Raw genomic sequence first — 16,291 nt, forward strand, 5'->3', positions numbered from 1 at the left:
ATCTCCTTGTGCATCCGGCCAAAAGGTTTCGGGTACGCTAAATCGGGAGATCACCGCCGTCTACTGTCAACCTTCACAGGTAGACATGCTCACGCATCCTTGCCGCGCTCCACGCGCTCGCGGGCCTTGCGCGCCTGACTTGCACACTTCCTGTACTCCTCGTTATCCCTTGAGGCCTTGGCCCGCCGGTATCCGTGGTGGTTCTGGCTGGTGTAGTCAGTGCCGAAGGCTTCCTTGAGCTTTTGCAGTTCTTCCTTGCATTGGTGCCGATCGTTGGCGGCCGAAGCGCTGCCGGCAGCCAGCAATGAAAGCAAAACCAGAGCGAGACTGAGCTTCATGGGGAAGGGCGTCCTTGTTGGCGTGGATGTGCAAAGGCTAGTCCAGTGTGAGGATTTAGCCATGGCGCGCGCGCACTGCAAGGGGGCGCGGTAACACCGATGTGGCGCACTCGATTGGGGCCTGTCACCGGTGTATGGGGCCTTGGGTAGCAAGCTGATTCGAAATGCTGGCGTAGCGCCGCATCCTGATCTGTTAACGATCTATATGATTTAAAACGAATTTATTCCTGTCGTGTTTTTCTGTTACTGCGTGTGGCACACTTTCTGCTGTCTATTCCGTTGTTACATACTAAGTTCCGGTATAGCGGAATACACAACTCCTGGAGTGCTTGTCATGCATCACCGACCTTCCGTGTTTAAAGCGTGTGTTTTTCTCTTCGCCGCATCGGCTTCCCTCGCAAGCGTTGTGCACGCGGCGGACAGCAAGCTCGATGATGTGCTCAAGCGTGGGCATCTCATCGTGGGTACAGGCAGTACCAATGCGCCGTGGCACTTCCAGGGAGCGGATGGCAAGTTGCAGGGTTTTGATATCGACATCGGCCGCATCGTGGCTAAAGGATTGTTCAACGACCCGAGCAAGGTCGAGTTTGTGGTGCAGTCGTCCGACGCACGTATTCCCAACCTGCTGACCGACAAGGTCGACATGAGTTGCCAGTTCATTACCGTCACCGCCAGCCGTGCGCAGCAGGTTGCCTTTACCCTGCCGTACTACCGAGAAGGCGTAGGCCTGTTGCTGCCGAACAACAGCAAATACAAAGAAATCGAAGACCTGCAGGCAGCCGGCGATGGCGTGACCGTGGCCGTGCTGCAAAACGTGTACGCCGAAGAGCTGGTGCACCAGGCCCTGCCTAAAGCCAAGGTCGACCAGTACGACAGCGTTGACCTGATGTACCAGGCCGTGAACTCCGGCCGTGCCGATGCCGCCGCCACCGACCAGTCCTCGGTCAAGTACCTGATGGTGCAAAACCCGGGCCGCTACCGCAGCCCGACCTACGCGTGGAGCCCGCAAACCTACGCGTGCGCGGTCAAGCGTGGCGACCAGGACTGGCTGAACTTCGTCAACACCGCGTTGCATGAAGCCATGACCGGCGTGGAATTCCCGACCTACAAAGCCTCGTTCAAACAATGGTTCGGTGTGGATTTGCCGGAACCTGCGATCGGTTTCCCGGTTGAGTTCAAGTAAATCGTAAATCCTGGGGCGTCGCTGACGGCGCCCCGATCAGGTACTGCCGACCATGAACTATCAGTTGAACTTTGCCGCCGTGTGGCGTGATTTCCCCAGCTTGCTGGCGGGGCTCGGCCTGGGCCTTGAACTGGCCTTGCTGTCGATCGCCATTGGTTGCGTGATCGGCCTGATGATGGCGTTTGCGATGCTGTCCAAACACCGGGCGTTGCGAATCTTCGCCTCGGTGTATGTGACGGTGATCCGCAATACGCCGATCCTCGTGCTGATCCTGTTGATCTACTTTGCCCTGCCTTCGCTTGGGATTCGGCTCGACAAGATCCCCTCGTTCATCATCACCCTGTCGCTGTATGCCGGTGCTTACCTGACCGAAGTGTTCCGCGCCGGGCTGTTGAATATTCCCAAGGGCTTGCGTGAAGCCGGCTTGGCCATCGGTTTGGGTGAATGGCGTATCCGCGCCTACATCACGGTGCCGGTGATGCTGCGCAACGTGTTGCCGGCGCTGTCGAACAACTTTATTTCGCTGTTCAAGGACACGTCGCTGGCGGCCGCGATTGCGGTGCCGGAGCTGACCTATTACGCCCGCAAGATCAACGTCGAGAGCTACCGGGTGATTGAAACCTGGATGGTCACGACCGCGCTCTATGTGGCGGCCTGTTACTTCATTGCCATGCTGCTCCGTTACCTGGAACAGCGTCTGGCGATCCGTCGTTAAGGAGGGTTTGCATGTACGAGTCCCCAAGCTGGCTGCATGAATTGTGGATCGCCCGGGATACCCTCTGGGCGGGGTTTCAAACCAGTATTTATTGCTCGGTGCTGGCGATTATTTTTGGCACGCTGATCGGCATTTTTGCCGGGTTGATCCTCACCTACGGCAAGTTCTGGATGCGCGCGCCGTTTCGTCTGTATGTCGACCTGGTGCGCGGTACGCCGGTGTTTGTGCTGGTGCTGGCGTGTTTTTACATGCTGCCGGCGCTGGGTTGGCAGATCAGCGCGTTCCAGGCCGGTGCGGTCGGGTTGACGCTGTTCTGCGGCTCCCACGTAGCGGAAATCGTGCGCGGTGCGCTGCAAGCCATTCCCCGTGGGCAACTGGAAGCGGGCCGGGCGATTGGCCTGACGTTCAAACAGTCGCTGACCTACGTGCTGTTGCCCCAGGCGTTGCGCCAGATCCTGCCGACCTGGGTCAATTCCTCCACCGAAATCGTCAAGGCCTCGACCTTGCTCTCGGTGATCGGCGTGGCCGAATTGCTGCTCAGCACCCAGCAGGTCATCGCACGTACCTTCATGACCCTGGAGTTCTACCTGTTCGCCGGGTTTCTGTTCTTTGTCATCAACTACGCCATCGAGTTATTCGGGCGCTACATTGAAAAGCGGGTGGCCTTGCCATGAACCAACCTCAAACCAACCAACCGCTGCTGAACATTCGTGGCCTGCGCAAACAATATGGCCAGGTCGAAGTGCTCAAGGGCGTCGACCTGTCCATGCAGCGCGGCAACGTGGTGACATTGATCGGCTCCAGCGGCTCGGGCAAGACCACCTTGCTGCGTTGCGTCAACCTGCTCGAAGAGTTCCAGGGCGGGCAGATCAGCCTGGACGGCGAGTCCATCGGCTACAGCGAAATCGCCGGCAAGCGCGTGCGTCACCCCGAACGGGTGATTGCCCAACACCGCGCTATGACTGGCATGGCCTTCCAGCAATTCAACCTGTTCCCGCATCTGAGCGCGTTGCAAAATGTCACCCTCGGCCTGCTCAAGGTCAAGAAAATGGGCAAGGACGAGGCTGTGGCCCTGGCCGAAAAATGGCTGGACCGCGTGGGCTTGCTGGAGCGGCGCAACCACTTCCCCGGTCAACTTTCCGGCGGTCAGCAACAGCGCGTGGCGATTGCCCGCGCCATTGCCATGAATCCCAGCCTGATGCTCTTTGATGAAGTCACCTCGGCCCTCGACCCGGAATTGGTGGGGGAGGTGCTCAGTGTGATCAAGGGCCTGGCGGAAGAGGGCATGACCATGTTGCTGGTCACCCACGAAATGCGCTTTGCCTATGAAGTGTCGGACAAGATCGTCTTCATGAACCAGGGCCGCATCGAAGAGCAGGGCGCGCCGAAGGAGATCTTCGAACGCCCGCAATCGCCGCGCCTGGCGGAATTTTTGAAGAATATTCGTTTTTAATCAGGAGCAATTTTTATGAGCATTACTCGTTACGGTGCCGGTAGCACTGCCGGCGGCGGTCAGCCGCGTCCTTTCGCCCGTGCCGTGGAAGCCGACGGCTGGCTCTACGTGTCGGGCCAGGTACCGGCGGTGGACGGTGAAATCATCACCGGCGGCATCATCGAGCAAACCCGCCAGACCATGCGCAACGTGGTGGCGATTCTGGAAGAGGCCGGTTACGAACTCAAAGACGTGGTGCGCGTTGGCGTATGGCTGGAAGACCCACGGGACTTCTGGAGTTTCAACAAGGTATTCGGCGAGTACTTCACCCCCGAACACGCCCCGGCACGCGCCTGTGTGCAGGCCAACATGATGGTGGACTGCAAGGTCGAGATCGATTGCGTGGCCTACAAGAAAAAAGGCTAAATGATCGTTCCCACGCTCCGCGTGGGAACGCCGCCCTGGACGCTCTGCGTCCGCTTGTGTGACGCAGAGCGTCACGGTATGCATTCCCACGCAGAGCGTGGGAACGATCAATAGAGACCGACGACTGCCATGACCGAAGACACCATCAAGCGCCGCGCCAAAGGATTGGACCGTGCATTCGATATCCTCGATTTTCTCAAGGAGATCGGCCAGCCCCTGCGCCCGAATGATATTGCCAGCGGCATCGGCAGCCCCAAGTCCACGGTCTATGAACTGGTTGCGTCGTTGCTGGAGCGGCGCATTCTGGAGACGGTGGGCAAGGACGGTCACGTCTACCTCGGCCGCCAGCTGTACTTTCTCGGCCAGGCGCACCTGCGCCATTTCGACCTGACCCGCGAGGCCGACCACGCCTTGCAGGAGATCGTCAGCCAGACCCACGAAACCGCGCAGATGTGCCTGCTCAACGGGCGCAAATACACGGTGGCGCTGATGCGCGAAGGCGAGCGGCATTTTCGGATTTCCTCGGACATCGGCGAAAACGCGCCAATCCCCTGGACCGCTTCCGGGCGCTTGTTGCTGGGGCACTTGAGCGACCAGCAGATTATCGACCTGATCGACCACGACGACTTCATCCTGCCGGACGGCCAGCGCCTGCCACTGGAAACCTTCCTGGCGCAAATCCGTCAGGCCACCCTCGATGGGTTTTTCTCCTTCGACAGCGTGGCCGACACCTTCACCCATTGCTTTGCCGCCCCGGTGCGGGACGCGCAGGGCATCAGCATCGCGACCTTGTGCATCGTTGCACCGCGCGCCGATGCGATCAAAAACTACAACGACTATCGCCGGGTGTTGATCGACAGCGCCAATAACCTGGCCCGGCGTATCAACGAATAGGAGTACTTCATGTCTGCCCTCAATGCCGTTGAAAAAGGCGCCGCCGCCGTCGGTGCCCACTTGGTGCGCGACGTCAGCCTGCCGGCCCTGGTGCTGCACCGTGACGCGCTGGAACACAACATCCGCTGGATGCAGGCATTTGTCAGCAACAGCGGTGCAGAGCTCGCGCCCCATGGCAAAACCAGCATGATGCCGGCGCTGTTCCAGCGCCAGATCGAGGCGGGCGCCTGGGGCATCACCCTGGCCAATGCCGTGCAGACCCGCGCCGCCTATGCCGGCGGCGTGCGCCGCGTGTTGATGGCCAACCAGCTGGTGGGCGCGCCGAACATGGCGCTGATCGCCGACCTGCTGGCCGACCCGGAGTTTGATTTTCACTGCATGGTCGATCACCCGGACAACGTCGCCGACCTGGGCCTGTTCTTCGCCGCCCGTGGCCTGCGCCTGAACGTGATGATCGAATACGGCGTGGTCGGCGGCCGTTGCGGGTGCCGCAGCGAGCAGCAAGTGCGCGAGCTGGCCCAGGCGATCAAAGCCCAACCGGCCCTGGCCCTGACCGGTATTGAAGGCTACGAAGGTGTGATCCACGGCGAACACGCCGTCAGCGGCATCCGTGACTTTGCCGCCAGCCTGGTACGCCTGGCCGTGGACCTGCAAAACAATGGCGCGTTCGACTGGCCCAAGCCGATCATCACCGCCTCGGGTTCGGCCTGGTACGACCTGATCGCCGAGTCGTTTGAAGCGCAAAACGCCGCCGGCCGCTTCCTCAGCGTGTTGCGCCCCGGCAGCTATGTGGCCCACGACCATGGCATCTACAAAGAGGCGCAATGCTGCGTGCTCGACCGTCGTAGCGACCTCAACGAAGGCCTGCGCCCGGCCCTGGAAGTCTGGGCGCACGTGCAATCGATGCCCGAGCCTGGCTTTGCGGTAGTTGCCCTGGGCAAGCGCGACGTCGCCTACGACGCCGGTTTGCCGGTGCCGCTCAAGCGCTACAAGGCCGGGATTGTGCCGGCTGAAGGCGATGATGTGACCGCGTGCACAGTCACGGCGGTGATGGACCAGCATGCATTCATGACGGTGGCACCGGGGGTTGAGTTGCGTATCGGCGACATCATCTCCTTTGGCACTTCGCACCCGTGCCTGACGTTCGACAAGTGGCAGGTGGGCTGCCTGGTGGATGAGCGGTTGCAGGTCGTTGAATCCTTGCATACCTGCTTCTAGACCGCTTCGTGGTCATCGCAGGCAAGCCAGCTCCCAGAGGTTGAAATGCAATAAAATGTGGGCGCTGGCTTGCCTGCGATGAGGCCCTCCAACACACCCAGAGTCCCCAGGCATGAACACAACTCCCCGCGTCGCCCTGATCGGCGAATGCATGATCGAACTGCAACACCGCGCCGATGGCAGCCTGCAACAGAGCTTCGGCGGCGACACCTTGAACGCGGCGGTGTACCTGCGCCGCGAGTTGGGCACCGTCGGCACGGTCGACTACGTGACCGCCCTGGGCGATGACAGTTTCAGCGATGCCATGTGCCAGCAATGGACCGCCGAAGGCCTCGGCCTGGGCATGGTCCAGCGCCTGCCCGGGCGTCTACCGGGGCTGTACTGCATCCAGACCGACGCCAAGGGCGAGCGCAAATTCCTCTACTGGCGCAACGAAGCCGCGGTGCGCGACTGCTTCACCACGCCGGCAGCCGAACCGATCCTGGCGGCGTTGCCGGAGTACGACGTGGTGTATTTCAGCGGCATCACCCTGGCGGTACTGGGTGAAGTCGGGCGTGAGCGCTTGCTGCAAACCCTGATCGAAACCCGCCGGCGCGGTGGCAAGGTGGTGTTCGACAACAACTATCGTCCGCGCCTGTGGGCGAGTGTCGACGCGGCGCGCGCGGCGTATCACCAGGTGCTGGCCGAGGTGGATATCGCCTTGCTGACCGAGGATGACGAGCGCGCATTGTTTGGTTATGCCGACAGCGAGCAGGTGTTCGCGGCGTACCCGGCGATTGCAGAAGTGGTGCTCAAGCGTGGCGCGGACGCGTGTTTGATCCGCTGTGATGGCGAGCGCTTTGCGGTGCCGGCGCTGAAGGTCGAGAAGGTGGTGGACACCACGGCGGCCGGGGATTCGTTCAGTGCGGCGTATTTGGCCAGTCGGCTCACGGGCGGTTCGCCTGAACAGGCGGCGTTGGCGGGGCATCGGTTGGCGAGCCGGGTGATTCAGGTGCCGGGGGCTTTGATTGCGCGGTGAATGGCCGCCTGCGGCGGTTCGCAGGCAAGCCAGCTCCCACACTGATCGTTCCCACGCTCTGCGTGGGAATGCCTCACCGGACGCTCTGCGTCCGCTCTGTGGTCAGTCGCGGTAAAACACCTGCACCAGGTGATACCCGAACTTGCTCTTGATCGGCCCGTGCACCACCTTCACCGGCTTCTTGAAGATCACCGCATCAATCGCCCCCACCATCTGCCCAGGCCGCACTTCACCCAAATCACCGCCGCGCTTGCCGGACGGGCAGGTGGAGTACTTTTTGGCCAGCACATCAAACGCTTCGCCCTTGGCAATGCGCTGTTTGAGCTGTTCGGCTTCTTCACTGGTTTTCACCAGAATATGACGGGCTTGGGCTTTCATAACGTTCTACCAGGTGTGCGACGGCGCGCGATTATGCCTGAACTCATTCGTCAACGTTGATCATGCTGCGGATTTTAGTCGCCAGCACGTCAATGGAAAACGGCTTGGCCACCATGTCCATACCGTCCTCCAGGAAGCCCTGGCGCTCGGCGGCCTGTTCGGCGTAACCGGTCATGAACAATACGCGCAGGCCCGGCCGGTGCTGACGGGCGATTTCCGCCAACTGTCGGCCGTTCATGCCCGGCAGGCCGACATCGGTGACCAGCAGGTCCACGCGCAGGTCCGACTCCAGCAGCGGCAGCGCGGTGCGCGCATCCGCCGCCTGATGGGCGGTGTAGCCCAGTTCACCGAGCACGTTGACCACCAGCATGCGCACCGCCGGGTCATCCTCGACCACCACCACCGCTTCACCGGCGAGTGCCAGCGGCGCCTCGCCCAAGTGCGGCGGCAAGCTGCTTTCCAATGCGGTGCCATGCAGGCGCGGCAGGTACAGGCGCACGCAGGTGCCCTGGCCGGGTTCGCTTTGGATGGTCACATGGCCGCCGGACTGCTGGGCAAAGCCGTAGATCATCGACAACCCCAAGCCGGTGCCCTGGCCGATGGGCTTGGTGGTGAAGAACGGGTCGAACGCCTTGGCCAGAATCTTCGGAGCCATGCCGGTGCCGTTGTCGCAGACGCCGAGCATCACGTAGTCACCGGCCTTGACCGGCTCCAGGGTGGTGATATCGGTACCGTCCAGGTAACTGTTGGCGGTTTCGATGCGCAATTGGCCGCCGTCGGGCATCGCGTCGCGGGCGTTGATCACCAGGTTGAGCAAGGCGTTTTCCAGTTGGCTGGCATCGGTGTTGACCGGCCAGATATCCTTGCCCAGTTGCACCTTGAGCTCGATATGTGCGCCTTTGGTGCGGCGGAACAAATCTTCCAGGGACGCCACCAGCTCGTTCGGGTCCAGTGGCCGGCGGTCCAGCGACTGGCGGCGGGAGAACGCCAGCAGCCGGTGGGTGAGGGCGGCCGCGCGGTGGGCGGACGACACCGCCGCGTCGGTAAAGCGGCCGATTTCGTCGCTGCGCCCGGCGGCGATATAGCGCTGCATCAAGTCCAGGCTGCCGATAATGCCGGTGAGCATATTGTTGAAGTCATGGGCGATGCCCCCCGTGAGCTGGCCGACCGCTTCCATTTTTTGTGCATGGCGCAGCGCGTCTTCGGCACGCTCACGCTCGAACATCTCGTTTTGCAGGCGCTGGTTGGCCTCGGCCAGCGCCTGGGTGCGCTGGGCCACGCGTTCTTCAAGGTTTTCGTTGAGGTGGCGCAGGGCTTCTTCGGTGAGTTTGCGTTCGGTCTCATCGATCACAAAAATGTAGAAACCATTCACCGAGCCATCATTGCTGAAGCGCGGCAAGTACTTCATCAGCGCATGGCGCGGCCGGCCGTCGCGATGCGGGGTGATGGTCATGAAGCTGCAGGCCTTGCCGCGCAGCGCGGCGTCGATCTTGTCCACGCGCCCGGCATACACCTCGTCGCCAAGCACTTCGCGGATGCTCTTGCCGTACAGTTCCTGGGGCGTCATGCCGTACCACTCCAGGTAGGCGCTGTTGTTGAGGCGAAAGCGCTGCTCGTGGTCGACGTAGCCGATCAGCACCGGCATGGCGTTGATGATCAGTTGCAGCTCGGTCTGGCTTTGGCGCAGCGCCTGTTCGGTCTGCTTGCGCTCGGTCAGGTCCAGCGCGGCCCCCAGAAAGCGCGCCGGGCGGCCTTGATGGTCCTTGTAGCAGCGGCCGCGGGCAAACACCCAGCGCACCTGGCCGTCGGCTTGCAGCAGGCGGTATTCCTCGGCGTATTCGGTGCCGAAGGTGATGCAATGCTTGATGCTGCGCGCGACCATGCCACGGTCTTCGGGGTGTACGCCTTGCAGGTAGTCGCTGATCGGCAGCATGCCGGCGTCTTGCGGGTCGACACCGTGCAAGTGGGCAAAGTGGGCGTCGGCGATAAAGCGGTCTTCGCCGATATCCCAGTCCCAGGTGCCCACCGCGTCGGTTGCCGCCAGGGCCAGTTGCAGGCGCTGTTCGCTGTTGTGCTGGGCCTTGAGGCTGTCTTCGGAGCGCTGCTGCAGTTCGAGGGTTTTGCTGCGCCGCTCGTTGGTCTCGATGGCGGTGACCAGGATCCCGGCCACGCTGCCGCCTTCGTCGCGCACCGGGCTGTAGGTGAGGTCTAGCCAGATGTCGGCGTCGCGGTTATTGCGTTGCAGCACAAAGCGCTGTTCGCTGAAGGTGCGCACCTGGCCGCCGAGCACCGCGTCGTAGATCGGCGCAGTAAAACTCTCAAGCTCCGGCCAGGTGTCATGGGCCGGTTGGCCCAGCGCCTCGGGGTGTTTGTTGCCCGCGAGCACCGCGAAGCTGTCGTTGTAAAGCTGGGTGAGCTGGCGGCCCCACAACAGCAGCATCGGCATCGGTGAATGGACGACGATATCGACGGCTGTGCGCAGGCTCTGCGGCCAGTCACCGGCCTCACCGAGCGGGCTTTGCGCCCAGTCCAGCCGCGCAATCAATGCGGCGGCTTCGCTACCGGTGGATGTTCCATTCATGTAAAAGCCCTGCACCTGACACTTTGAAATACGACCACAGCCGATTATCCCGCGAGACGGGAACGGCTGACTACCCCTCGAAAAATAGCATGCATTGAGGGTTTGTCTTCAATTGCGTGCGTCAGCGCTGAAACCTTTCATCCGTCCGCCAGTTCAGGCCGGTTGCGAAACTGCTCCAGTGCCTGGGGGTTTGCCAGGGCATCGGTGTTTTTGACCGGCTCACCATGCACCACATTGCGCACCGCCAGTTCCACGATCTTGCCGCTGATGGTGCGCGGTATATCGCTGACCGCGAGGATCTTCGCCGGAACATGGCGCGGCGTGGTGTTGGCACGGATGACCTGGCGAATCTGCTGCTCCAGGGCGTCATCCAGCGTGATGCCGTCATTGAGCCGCACAAACAGCACCACCCGCACATCGTCCTGCCAGCGTTGGCCGATGGCCAGGCTTTCCAGCACCTGCGGGACTTTTTCCACCTGGCGATAAATCTCTGCCGTACCGATGCGCACACCGCCGGGGTTGAGCACCGCGTCGGAGCGCCCGTGAATCAGCAGGCTGCCGTTGGCCCGCTGCTCGGCGTAGTCGCCCTGGGCCCACACGCCGGGAAACTGGCTGAAATACGAGGCGCGCAGTTTTTGCCGGTCGGGGTCATTCCACAGGCCAATCGGCATGGCCGGAAAATGCCGGGTACACACCAGCTCGCCTTTTTCCCCGATCAGCGGCCGGCCCTGGTCGTCCCACACTTCGATGGCCATGGCCAGGCTCTTGCACTGCATTTCGCCGCGCCGCACCGGCAACACCGGGTTGCCGATCACAAAGCAGGAGACGATATCGGTGCCGCCCGACATTGACGACAGGCACAGCTCGGCCTTGATCTCGCGGTACACATAGTCGTAACTCTGCGGCGACAGCGGCGAGCCGGTTGAAATCAGGCCTTTGAGGCTGCCCAGATCGTGGCTCAGGCGCGGTTGCAGGCCGGCCTTTTCCAGGGTGGCGAGAAACTTGGGGCTGGTGCCAAAGACGCTGATTTTTTCCGCGTCGATCAGGTCGATCAGCCGTTCGGGGCCGGGGTGAAACGGCGAGCCGTCATACAGCACCGCCGTGGCGCCCAGGGCCAGCACCGACACCAGCCAGTTCCACATCATCCAGCCGCAGGTGGTGTAGTAGAACAGGCAATCTTCGCGCGAGAGGTCGGCGTGCAGGCCGTGTTCCTTGAGGTGGGTGAGCAACACGCCGCCGGTGCCGTGGACGATGCACTTGGGCACGCCGGTGGTGCCGCTGGAATAGAGGATATACAGCGGATGATCGAACGGCACCGCGACAAATTCAGGCTCGCCGCCGGGTGAGTAGAATTCGTTCCACAGTGCGACCCTGGCGTGGGTGCGGTAGTCCTCGCTGCGCGCCTGGGGCCGGGCATACGGCACGATGATCAACTGCTCCAGGGACGGCAGGCGTTCGAGGATTTCATTGAGTTTGGCGCTTTGGTCGATGTCCTTGCCGGCATAGCGGTAGCCCGCGCAGGTGATCAACACCTTGGGTTCTATCTGGCCGAAACGGTCGATCACGCCTTGGGTGCCGAAGTCCGGCGAGGAGCACGACCAGATCGCGCCCAGGCTGGTGGTGGCAAGCATGCCGACCAGGGTTTGCCAGGTGTTGGGCATGCACGCGGCCACGCGGTCGCCCCGGGTGACTCCGCAGGCGCCCAGGCTCTTTTGCAGCCCGGCAACGTGTGCGGCCAGTTCGGCATAGGTCAGCTGTTCGCGCTGGCCGTCTTCACTGACCGCCACCACTGCCGGGTGAGCATCCCGGCGGCGCAGCAGGTGTTCGGCAAAGTTCAGGGTCGCGCCGGGGAACCACTCGGCGCTGGGCATTGCCGCGCCTTCGATCAGCGTGGTGCTGGGCGGGTTGCGAAACTGCACCTCAAAAAAGGCGACGATCGCCTGCCAGAAGTCGGCGCGCTGGTCGATGCTCCATTGGTGCAGGGCGGGGTAGTCACCCAGCTGCAGGCGGTAGCGTTGGTTGATGTAGCGCCGGAACTGGTCCATTCGCGTGTTGGCGATGCGTTCGGGGGAGGGTTGCCAGAGGATCTCGGACATACAGTTGCCTCTTCTCGTTCCCATGCTCTGCGTGGGAATGCCTCTATGGACGCTCTGCGTCCGCTCTTGGGACGCGGAGCGTCCTGGGCTGCATTCCCACGCAGAGCGTGGGAACGATCATTACGACCATTACTGGGCCAGCCAGCCACCATCGATGTTCCACGCGGCGCCGCGCACTTGGGCGCCAGCTTCACTGCACAGGAACAACACCAACTCACCCAACTGCGGCGGCGTCACAAACTCCAGCGACGGCTGTTTTTCCGCGAGCAAATCATGCTGGGCCTGCTGCGGATCAATGCCCTTGGCCGCGCGATCATCAATCTGCTTTTGCACCAGCGGCGTCAACACCCAGCCGGGGCAGATGGCATTGCAAGTGACGTTACCGGTGGCGGTCTCCAGGCCCACCACTTTGGTCAGGCCGATGACACCGTGTTTGGCCGCCACATACGCCGCCTTGCCCACCGAGCCGACCAGGCCATGCACCGACGCGATATTGACGATACGCCCCCAGCCCTTGGCCTTCATGCCCGGCAAACTCAAACGTGTGCTGTGGAACACCGACGACAGGTTGATCGCGATGATCGAATCCCAGCGCTCCACCGGGAAGTCTTCCACGGCCGCCACATGCTGAATGCCGGCGTTGTTGACCAGAATGTCGACGCCGCCGAACTCGCGCTCGGCGTAGGCAAACATGTCGGCAATTTGCGCCGGGTCGCTGACGTCGGCCGGGTGATGCCCGACCTTGCCGCCAAACGCCTGCACCTGGGCGATCACCGCGCGGGCATCGCCGAAACCGTTGAGGATCAGGTTGGCACCGGCCTTGGCCAGGCTCAGCGCGATGCCCAAGCCAATGCCGCTGGTGGAGCCGGTAACCAGGGCGGTCTTGCCATTCAAAGTCGTCATGAAAACCTCACACAATGCCGGTGGCGTAGAAAGTACCGATCACCACAAACACCGCGAGGGTCTTGATGATCGTGATGCCGAAAATGTCCTTGTAGGCTTCGCGGTGGGTCAGCCCGGTGACCGCCAGCAGGGTGATCACCGCGCCGTTGTGGGGCAGAGTGTCCATGCCGCCGCTGGCCATGGCCGCGACCCGGTGCAGCACTTCAAGGGGGATATTGGCCGCATGGGCCGCCGAAATAAAGCTCTCGGACATCGCCGCCAGGGCGATGCTCATGCCGCCTGATGCGGAGCCGGTGATACCGGCCAGCAGGGTCACGGTAATCGCTTCGTTGACCAGCGGGTTGGGGATGCCCTTGAGCCAGTCCGCCAGCACCAGAAAGCCTGGCAGCGAGGCGATCACCGCGCCGAAGCCGTATTCCGAGGCGGTGTTCATGGCCGCCAGCAGCGCGCCGCTGACCGCGCTTTTACTGCCTTCGGCGAGCTTGCTTTTGATCGCCGACCAGCCGAACACCAGCACCATGACAATGCCCACCAGCAACGCTGCCTGCACCGCCCAAATCGCCGTGAGCTTGGCGATGTCGGTGGTCACCGGCGTGCTCATGCCGGGCAGGCTGAGGCTGTGGGTCTTGCCATACCACTGCGGGATCCAGTGGGTGAACAGCAGGTTCATCACGCCCACCAGAATCAGCGGCGACAGCGCGATCCACGGGTTGGGCAGCGCCAGGTTGTCGGCGGTTTCCGGCTCGTTGCGCAGCTCGGTGCCATAACCTTCACCGGCGCGTTGTGCCTTGTTGCGCTGGCGCGCCAGGTAGAGCATGCCGGTGCAGAACACGAAGACCGTGCCGATCAAGCCCAGCCACGGCGCCGCCCAGGCGGTGGTGTTGAAGAAGGTGCTGGGGATGATGTTCTGGATCTGCGGCGTGCCGGGCAGGGCGTCCATGGTGAACGAGAATGCACCGAGGGCGATGGTCGCCGGGATCAGGCGCTTGGGAATGTTGCTCTGGCGGAACATCTCCGCCGCAAACGGGTACACCGCAAACACCACCACGAACAGCGACACGCCGCCGTAGGTGAGCAGGGCGCAGACCAGCACAATCACCAGCATCGCCTGGCGCGTGCCGAGCAAGCGGATCGCGGCGGCCACAATCGAGCGCGAAAAGCCCGACAGCTCAATCAGCTTGCCGAACACCGCGCCGAGCAGGAACACCGGGAAGTACAGTTTGATGAAGCCGACCATTTTTTCCATGAACACCCCGGTAAACGCAGGGGCGACGGCGGACGGATCGGTGAGCAGCACGGCGCCGAGGGCGGCGATGGGGGCAAACAGGATTACGCTGTAGCCACGGTAGGCGGCCAGCATCAGCAGCGCGAGGGCTGCCAGGGCAATGATCACACTCATGGTGTGTCTCCAGATCGAATTGTTATTTTTGTGGGGGTAGTGCGTTGGAGAGGGGCTATAGCGAGATGTGTGCCAAGTGTCTAATATGTTGAAATATATGGATATTTATAATTTTTATAACTGAGGTTTTGCATTTTGTCTCGGTTATGAGACAAGTACATATCCAATGTGGGAGCGGGCTTGCTCGCGAATGTGGTCTATCAGCCAGCAAATTTGTTGCTGAACCACCGTATTCGCGAGCAAGCCCGCTCCCACATTAGATTGTCTTTATAATGAGATGTTTGTCTCTTTATTGGGATTCGCTGATGCCCAGCGCGACCATCTTCTTGTACAGCGTCGATCTACCCAGCCCCAGCCGCTTGGCTGCTTCCACCACATTGCCTTCACAGGCCTTGAGCGCCGCCGCAATCACCTGCCGATCAAGCCGCTCCCGCGCCGCCGCAAACGTCTCCCCCTCGACCGTTTCTACGGATCCACGCGCCACCGGGCTGAACGTGCCGATCGCCGCGCGAATTTCGTCGGCATCCAGCACCAGGTCATCACTCAACAATGCCGCGCGTTCCAGTACGTTGCGCAGTTCACGGATATTCCCCGGCCACGCGTGCTGCGCCAGCAACGCCAGGGCTTCGCGGTCAAGCTCATGCTGGCTGCGCAGTTCTTCAAGAATCGCCTCGCTCAACGCCGGAATATCTTCGAGGCGCTCACGCAACGGCGGCACCTGGATCGGCAGTACGTTCAGGCGGTAATACAAGTCCGCCCTGAATTCGCCGCGCTTGATCGCCGCTTCCAGGTCCATGGACGTGGCGGCGATCACCCGCACATCGCTGTGCACCATTTCGTTGGAGCCCACCGGCTCGTATTCCTTTTCCTGCAATACGCGCAGCAGTTTGCTTTGCAGTGGCAACGGCATGTCGCCGATTTCATCGAGGAACAGCGTGCCGCCCTGGGCGATCTGCAACTTGCCGGGGCGGCCCTTGCGGTCGGCACCGGTGAAGGCGCCTGGTGCGGTGCCGAAGAACTCGGCTTCGAGCAGGTCGCCGGGAATGGCCGCGCTGTTGATGCTGACAAACGCCTTATGGGCGCGCGTGGAGGCGCCGTGGATGGCCTGGGCCAGCACCTCTTTACCGGTGCCGGTTTCGCCCAGCAGCAACACGGGCGACTCGGCACTCGCACTGCGCCGCGCCCGGCGTTTGACTTCCAGGCTGGCGGCGCTGGTGCCTATAAAATGCGCGAAGTTGTATTTGCTCTGCCGCGAGCGCAGCAGCGAACGGGTGGAGGCCAGTTCCTGCTGCATGCTCAGGTAGCGCTCGATCAGCGGCGACAAGTTGCGCAGCTCATCAAACAGCGCAAACCCGATCGCGCCGATCACCGCGCCTGCGTCATCGTGGATCGGCAGGCGCATCACCACCAGCGGGCCTTTGGGCGTGTCCTGGATATCCAGCAGAATCGGCTGGTCGTTGCGCACCACCTGGCGTAGCAGGCTGTTGGAAATCACCTGCTCGCACGGCTGGCCGATGGCTTCATCGGCGCTTTTAAGGCCGAAACGCTTGGCATAGCGCTCGTTCATCCACACGATATTTGCGTCGCGATCGACAATCACCGTGCCTTCGCTGGACTGCTCGATGATCTCGAACAGCGACTGGATGGCCAGGCCGCGAACTTGCTGGTAGTCCTTGAGGCTGTCGCTGATGTTCATGTGTGCCGAATCCT

Annotated in this window: 15 protein-coding genes; 8 read left to right on the forward strand and 7 right to left on the reverse strand. The window is 61.9% G+C overall.

Annotation, left to right across the window (positions count from 1 at the left end):
* Window positions 1-89 precede the first annotated feature (89 nt).
* On the reverse strand, window positions 90-338 hold the full coding sequence (locus BLV67_RS21395; protein WP_065929540.1) for a hypothetical protein: 249 nt from the start codon (window positions 336-338) through the stop codon (window positions 90-92).
* Window positions 339-672: 334 nt separating this feature from the next.
* Here BLV67_RS21395 and BLV67_RS21400 point away from each other — a divergent pair, with 334 nt between their 5' ends.
* From BLV67_RS21400 to BLV67_RS21435, 8 genes are all read left to right on the forward strand, one after another.
* Window positions 673-1,521 carry a transporter substrate-binding domain-containing protein gene (locus tag BLV67_RS21400; RefSeq protein ID WP_065929539.1) on the forward strand — a complete coding sequence of 283 codons (849 nt, stop codon included), beginning with the start codon at window positions 673-675 and terminating at the stop codon, window positions 1,519-1,521.
* A 52-nt stretch (window positions 1,522-1,573) separates the two neighbouring features.
* On the forward strand, window positions 1,574-2,236 hold the full coding sequence (locus tag BLV67_RS21405; RefSeq protein ID WP_056859510.1) for an amino acid ABC transporter permease: 663 nt from the start codon (window positions 1,574-1,576) through the stop codon (window positions 2,234-2,236).
* An 11-nt stretch (window positions 2,237-2,247) separates the two neighbouring features.
* Window positions 2,248-2,910 (forward strand): amino acid ABC transporter permease, encoded by a 663-nt coding sequence (locus BLV67_RS21410; RefSeq protein ID WP_056859509.1) that lies wholly within the window; start codon window positions 2,248-2,250, stop codon window positions 2,908-2,910.
* The gene (locus tag BLV67_RS21415) at window positions 2,907-3,689 is read left to right on the forward strand and encodes an amino acid ABC transporter ATP-binding protein (RefSeq protein ID WP_065929538.1); all 783 of its coding nucleotides are present in this window, start codon (window positions 2,907-2,909) and stop codon (window positions 3,687-3,689) included. Before BLV67_RS21410 ends, BLV67_RS21415 begins: the two co-directional genes overlap by 4 nt.
* A 15-nt stretch (window positions 3,690-3,704) precedes the next feature.
* Window positions 3,705-4,094, forward strand: a complete 390-nt coding sequence (locus tag BLV67_RS21420; RefSeq protein WP_010210958.1) for a RidA family protein — start codon at window positions 3,705-3,707, stop codon at window positions 4,092-4,094.
* A 129-nt stretch (window positions 4,095-4,223) separates the two neighbouring features.
* Window positions 4,224-4,988 (forward strand): IclR family transcriptional regulator, encoded by a 765-nt coding sequence (locus BLV67_RS21425; protein ID WP_056859507.1) that lies wholly within the window; start codon window positions 4,224-4,226, stop codon window positions 4,986-4,988.
* A 9-nt stretch (window positions 4,989-4,997) separates the two neighbouring features.
* A complete protein-coding gene (locus BLV67_RS21430; RefSeq protein ID WP_069788436.1) occupies window positions 4,998-6,206 on the forward strand; it encodes an amino acid deaminase in 1,209 nt (402 codons plus the stop codon).
* A gap of 112 nt (window positions 6,207-6,318) precedes the next feature.
* Entirely contained in the window at window positions 6,319-7,224 is a 906-nt protein-coding gene (locus BLV67_RS21435; RefSeq protein ID WP_069788435.1) for a sugar kinase, read from the forward strand.
* A 102-nt stretch (window positions 7,225-7,326) separates the two neighbouring features.
* On the opposite strand, the gene BLV67_RS21440 is transcribed toward BLV67_RS21435, so the two are convergent.
* The 6 genes from BLV67_RS21440 to BLV67_RS21465 form a co-directional block, all read right to left on the reverse strand.
* Complete coding sequence (locus BLV67_RS21440) at window positions 7,327-7,602, reverse strand: peptidylprolyl isomerase (RefSeq protein ID WP_003174397.1); 276 nt, start codon at window positions 7,600-7,602, stop codon at window positions 7,327-7,329.
* A 43-nt stretch (window positions 7,603-7,645) separates the two neighbouring features.
* Window positions 7,646-10,183: a PAS domain-containing hybrid sensor histidine kinase/response regulator gene (locus BLV67_RS21445; RefSeq protein WP_069788434.1), complete on the reverse strand. Its 2,538-nt coding sequence runs from the start codon at window positions 10,181-10,183 to the stop codon at window positions 7,646-7,648.
* 137 nt (window positions 10,184-10,320) lie between these two features.
* The gene (locus tag BLV67_RS21450) at window positions 10,321-12,279 is read right to left on the reverse strand and encodes an acetoacetate--CoA ligase (RefSeq protein ID WP_069788433.1); all 1,959 of its coding nucleotides are present in this window, start codon (window positions 12,277-12,279) and stop codon (window positions 10,321-10,323) included.
* A gap of 129 nt (window positions 12,280-12,408) precedes the next feature.
* Window positions 12,409-13,182, reverse strand: a complete 774-nt coding sequence (gene hbdH, locus BLV67_RS21455; RefSeq protein ID WP_065929533.1) for a 3-hydroxybutyrate dehydrogenase — start codon at window positions 13,180-13,182, stop codon at window positions 12,409-12,411.
* Between the two features lie 7 nt (window positions 13,183-13,189).
* Entirely contained in the window at window positions 13,190-14,581 is a 1,392-nt protein-coding gene (locus BLV67_RS21460; protein WP_069788432.1) for a GntP family permease, read from the reverse strand.
* A gap of 289 nt (window positions 14,582-14,870) precedes the next feature.
* Window positions 14,871-16,277, reverse strand: a complete 1,407-nt coding sequence (locus tag BLV67_RS21465; RefSeq protein WP_069788431.1) for a sigma-54 interaction domain-containing protein — start codon at window positions 16,275-16,277, stop codon at window positions 14,871-14,873.
* Window positions 16,278-16,291 lie beyond the last annotated feature (14 nt).

It is taken from the genome of Pseudomonas salomonii (assembly GCF_900107155.1).
GTDB classification, from domain to species: Bacteria; Pseudomonadota; Gammaproteobacteria; order Pseudomonadales; family Pseudomonadaceae; genus Aquipseudomonas; species Aquipseudomonas salomonii.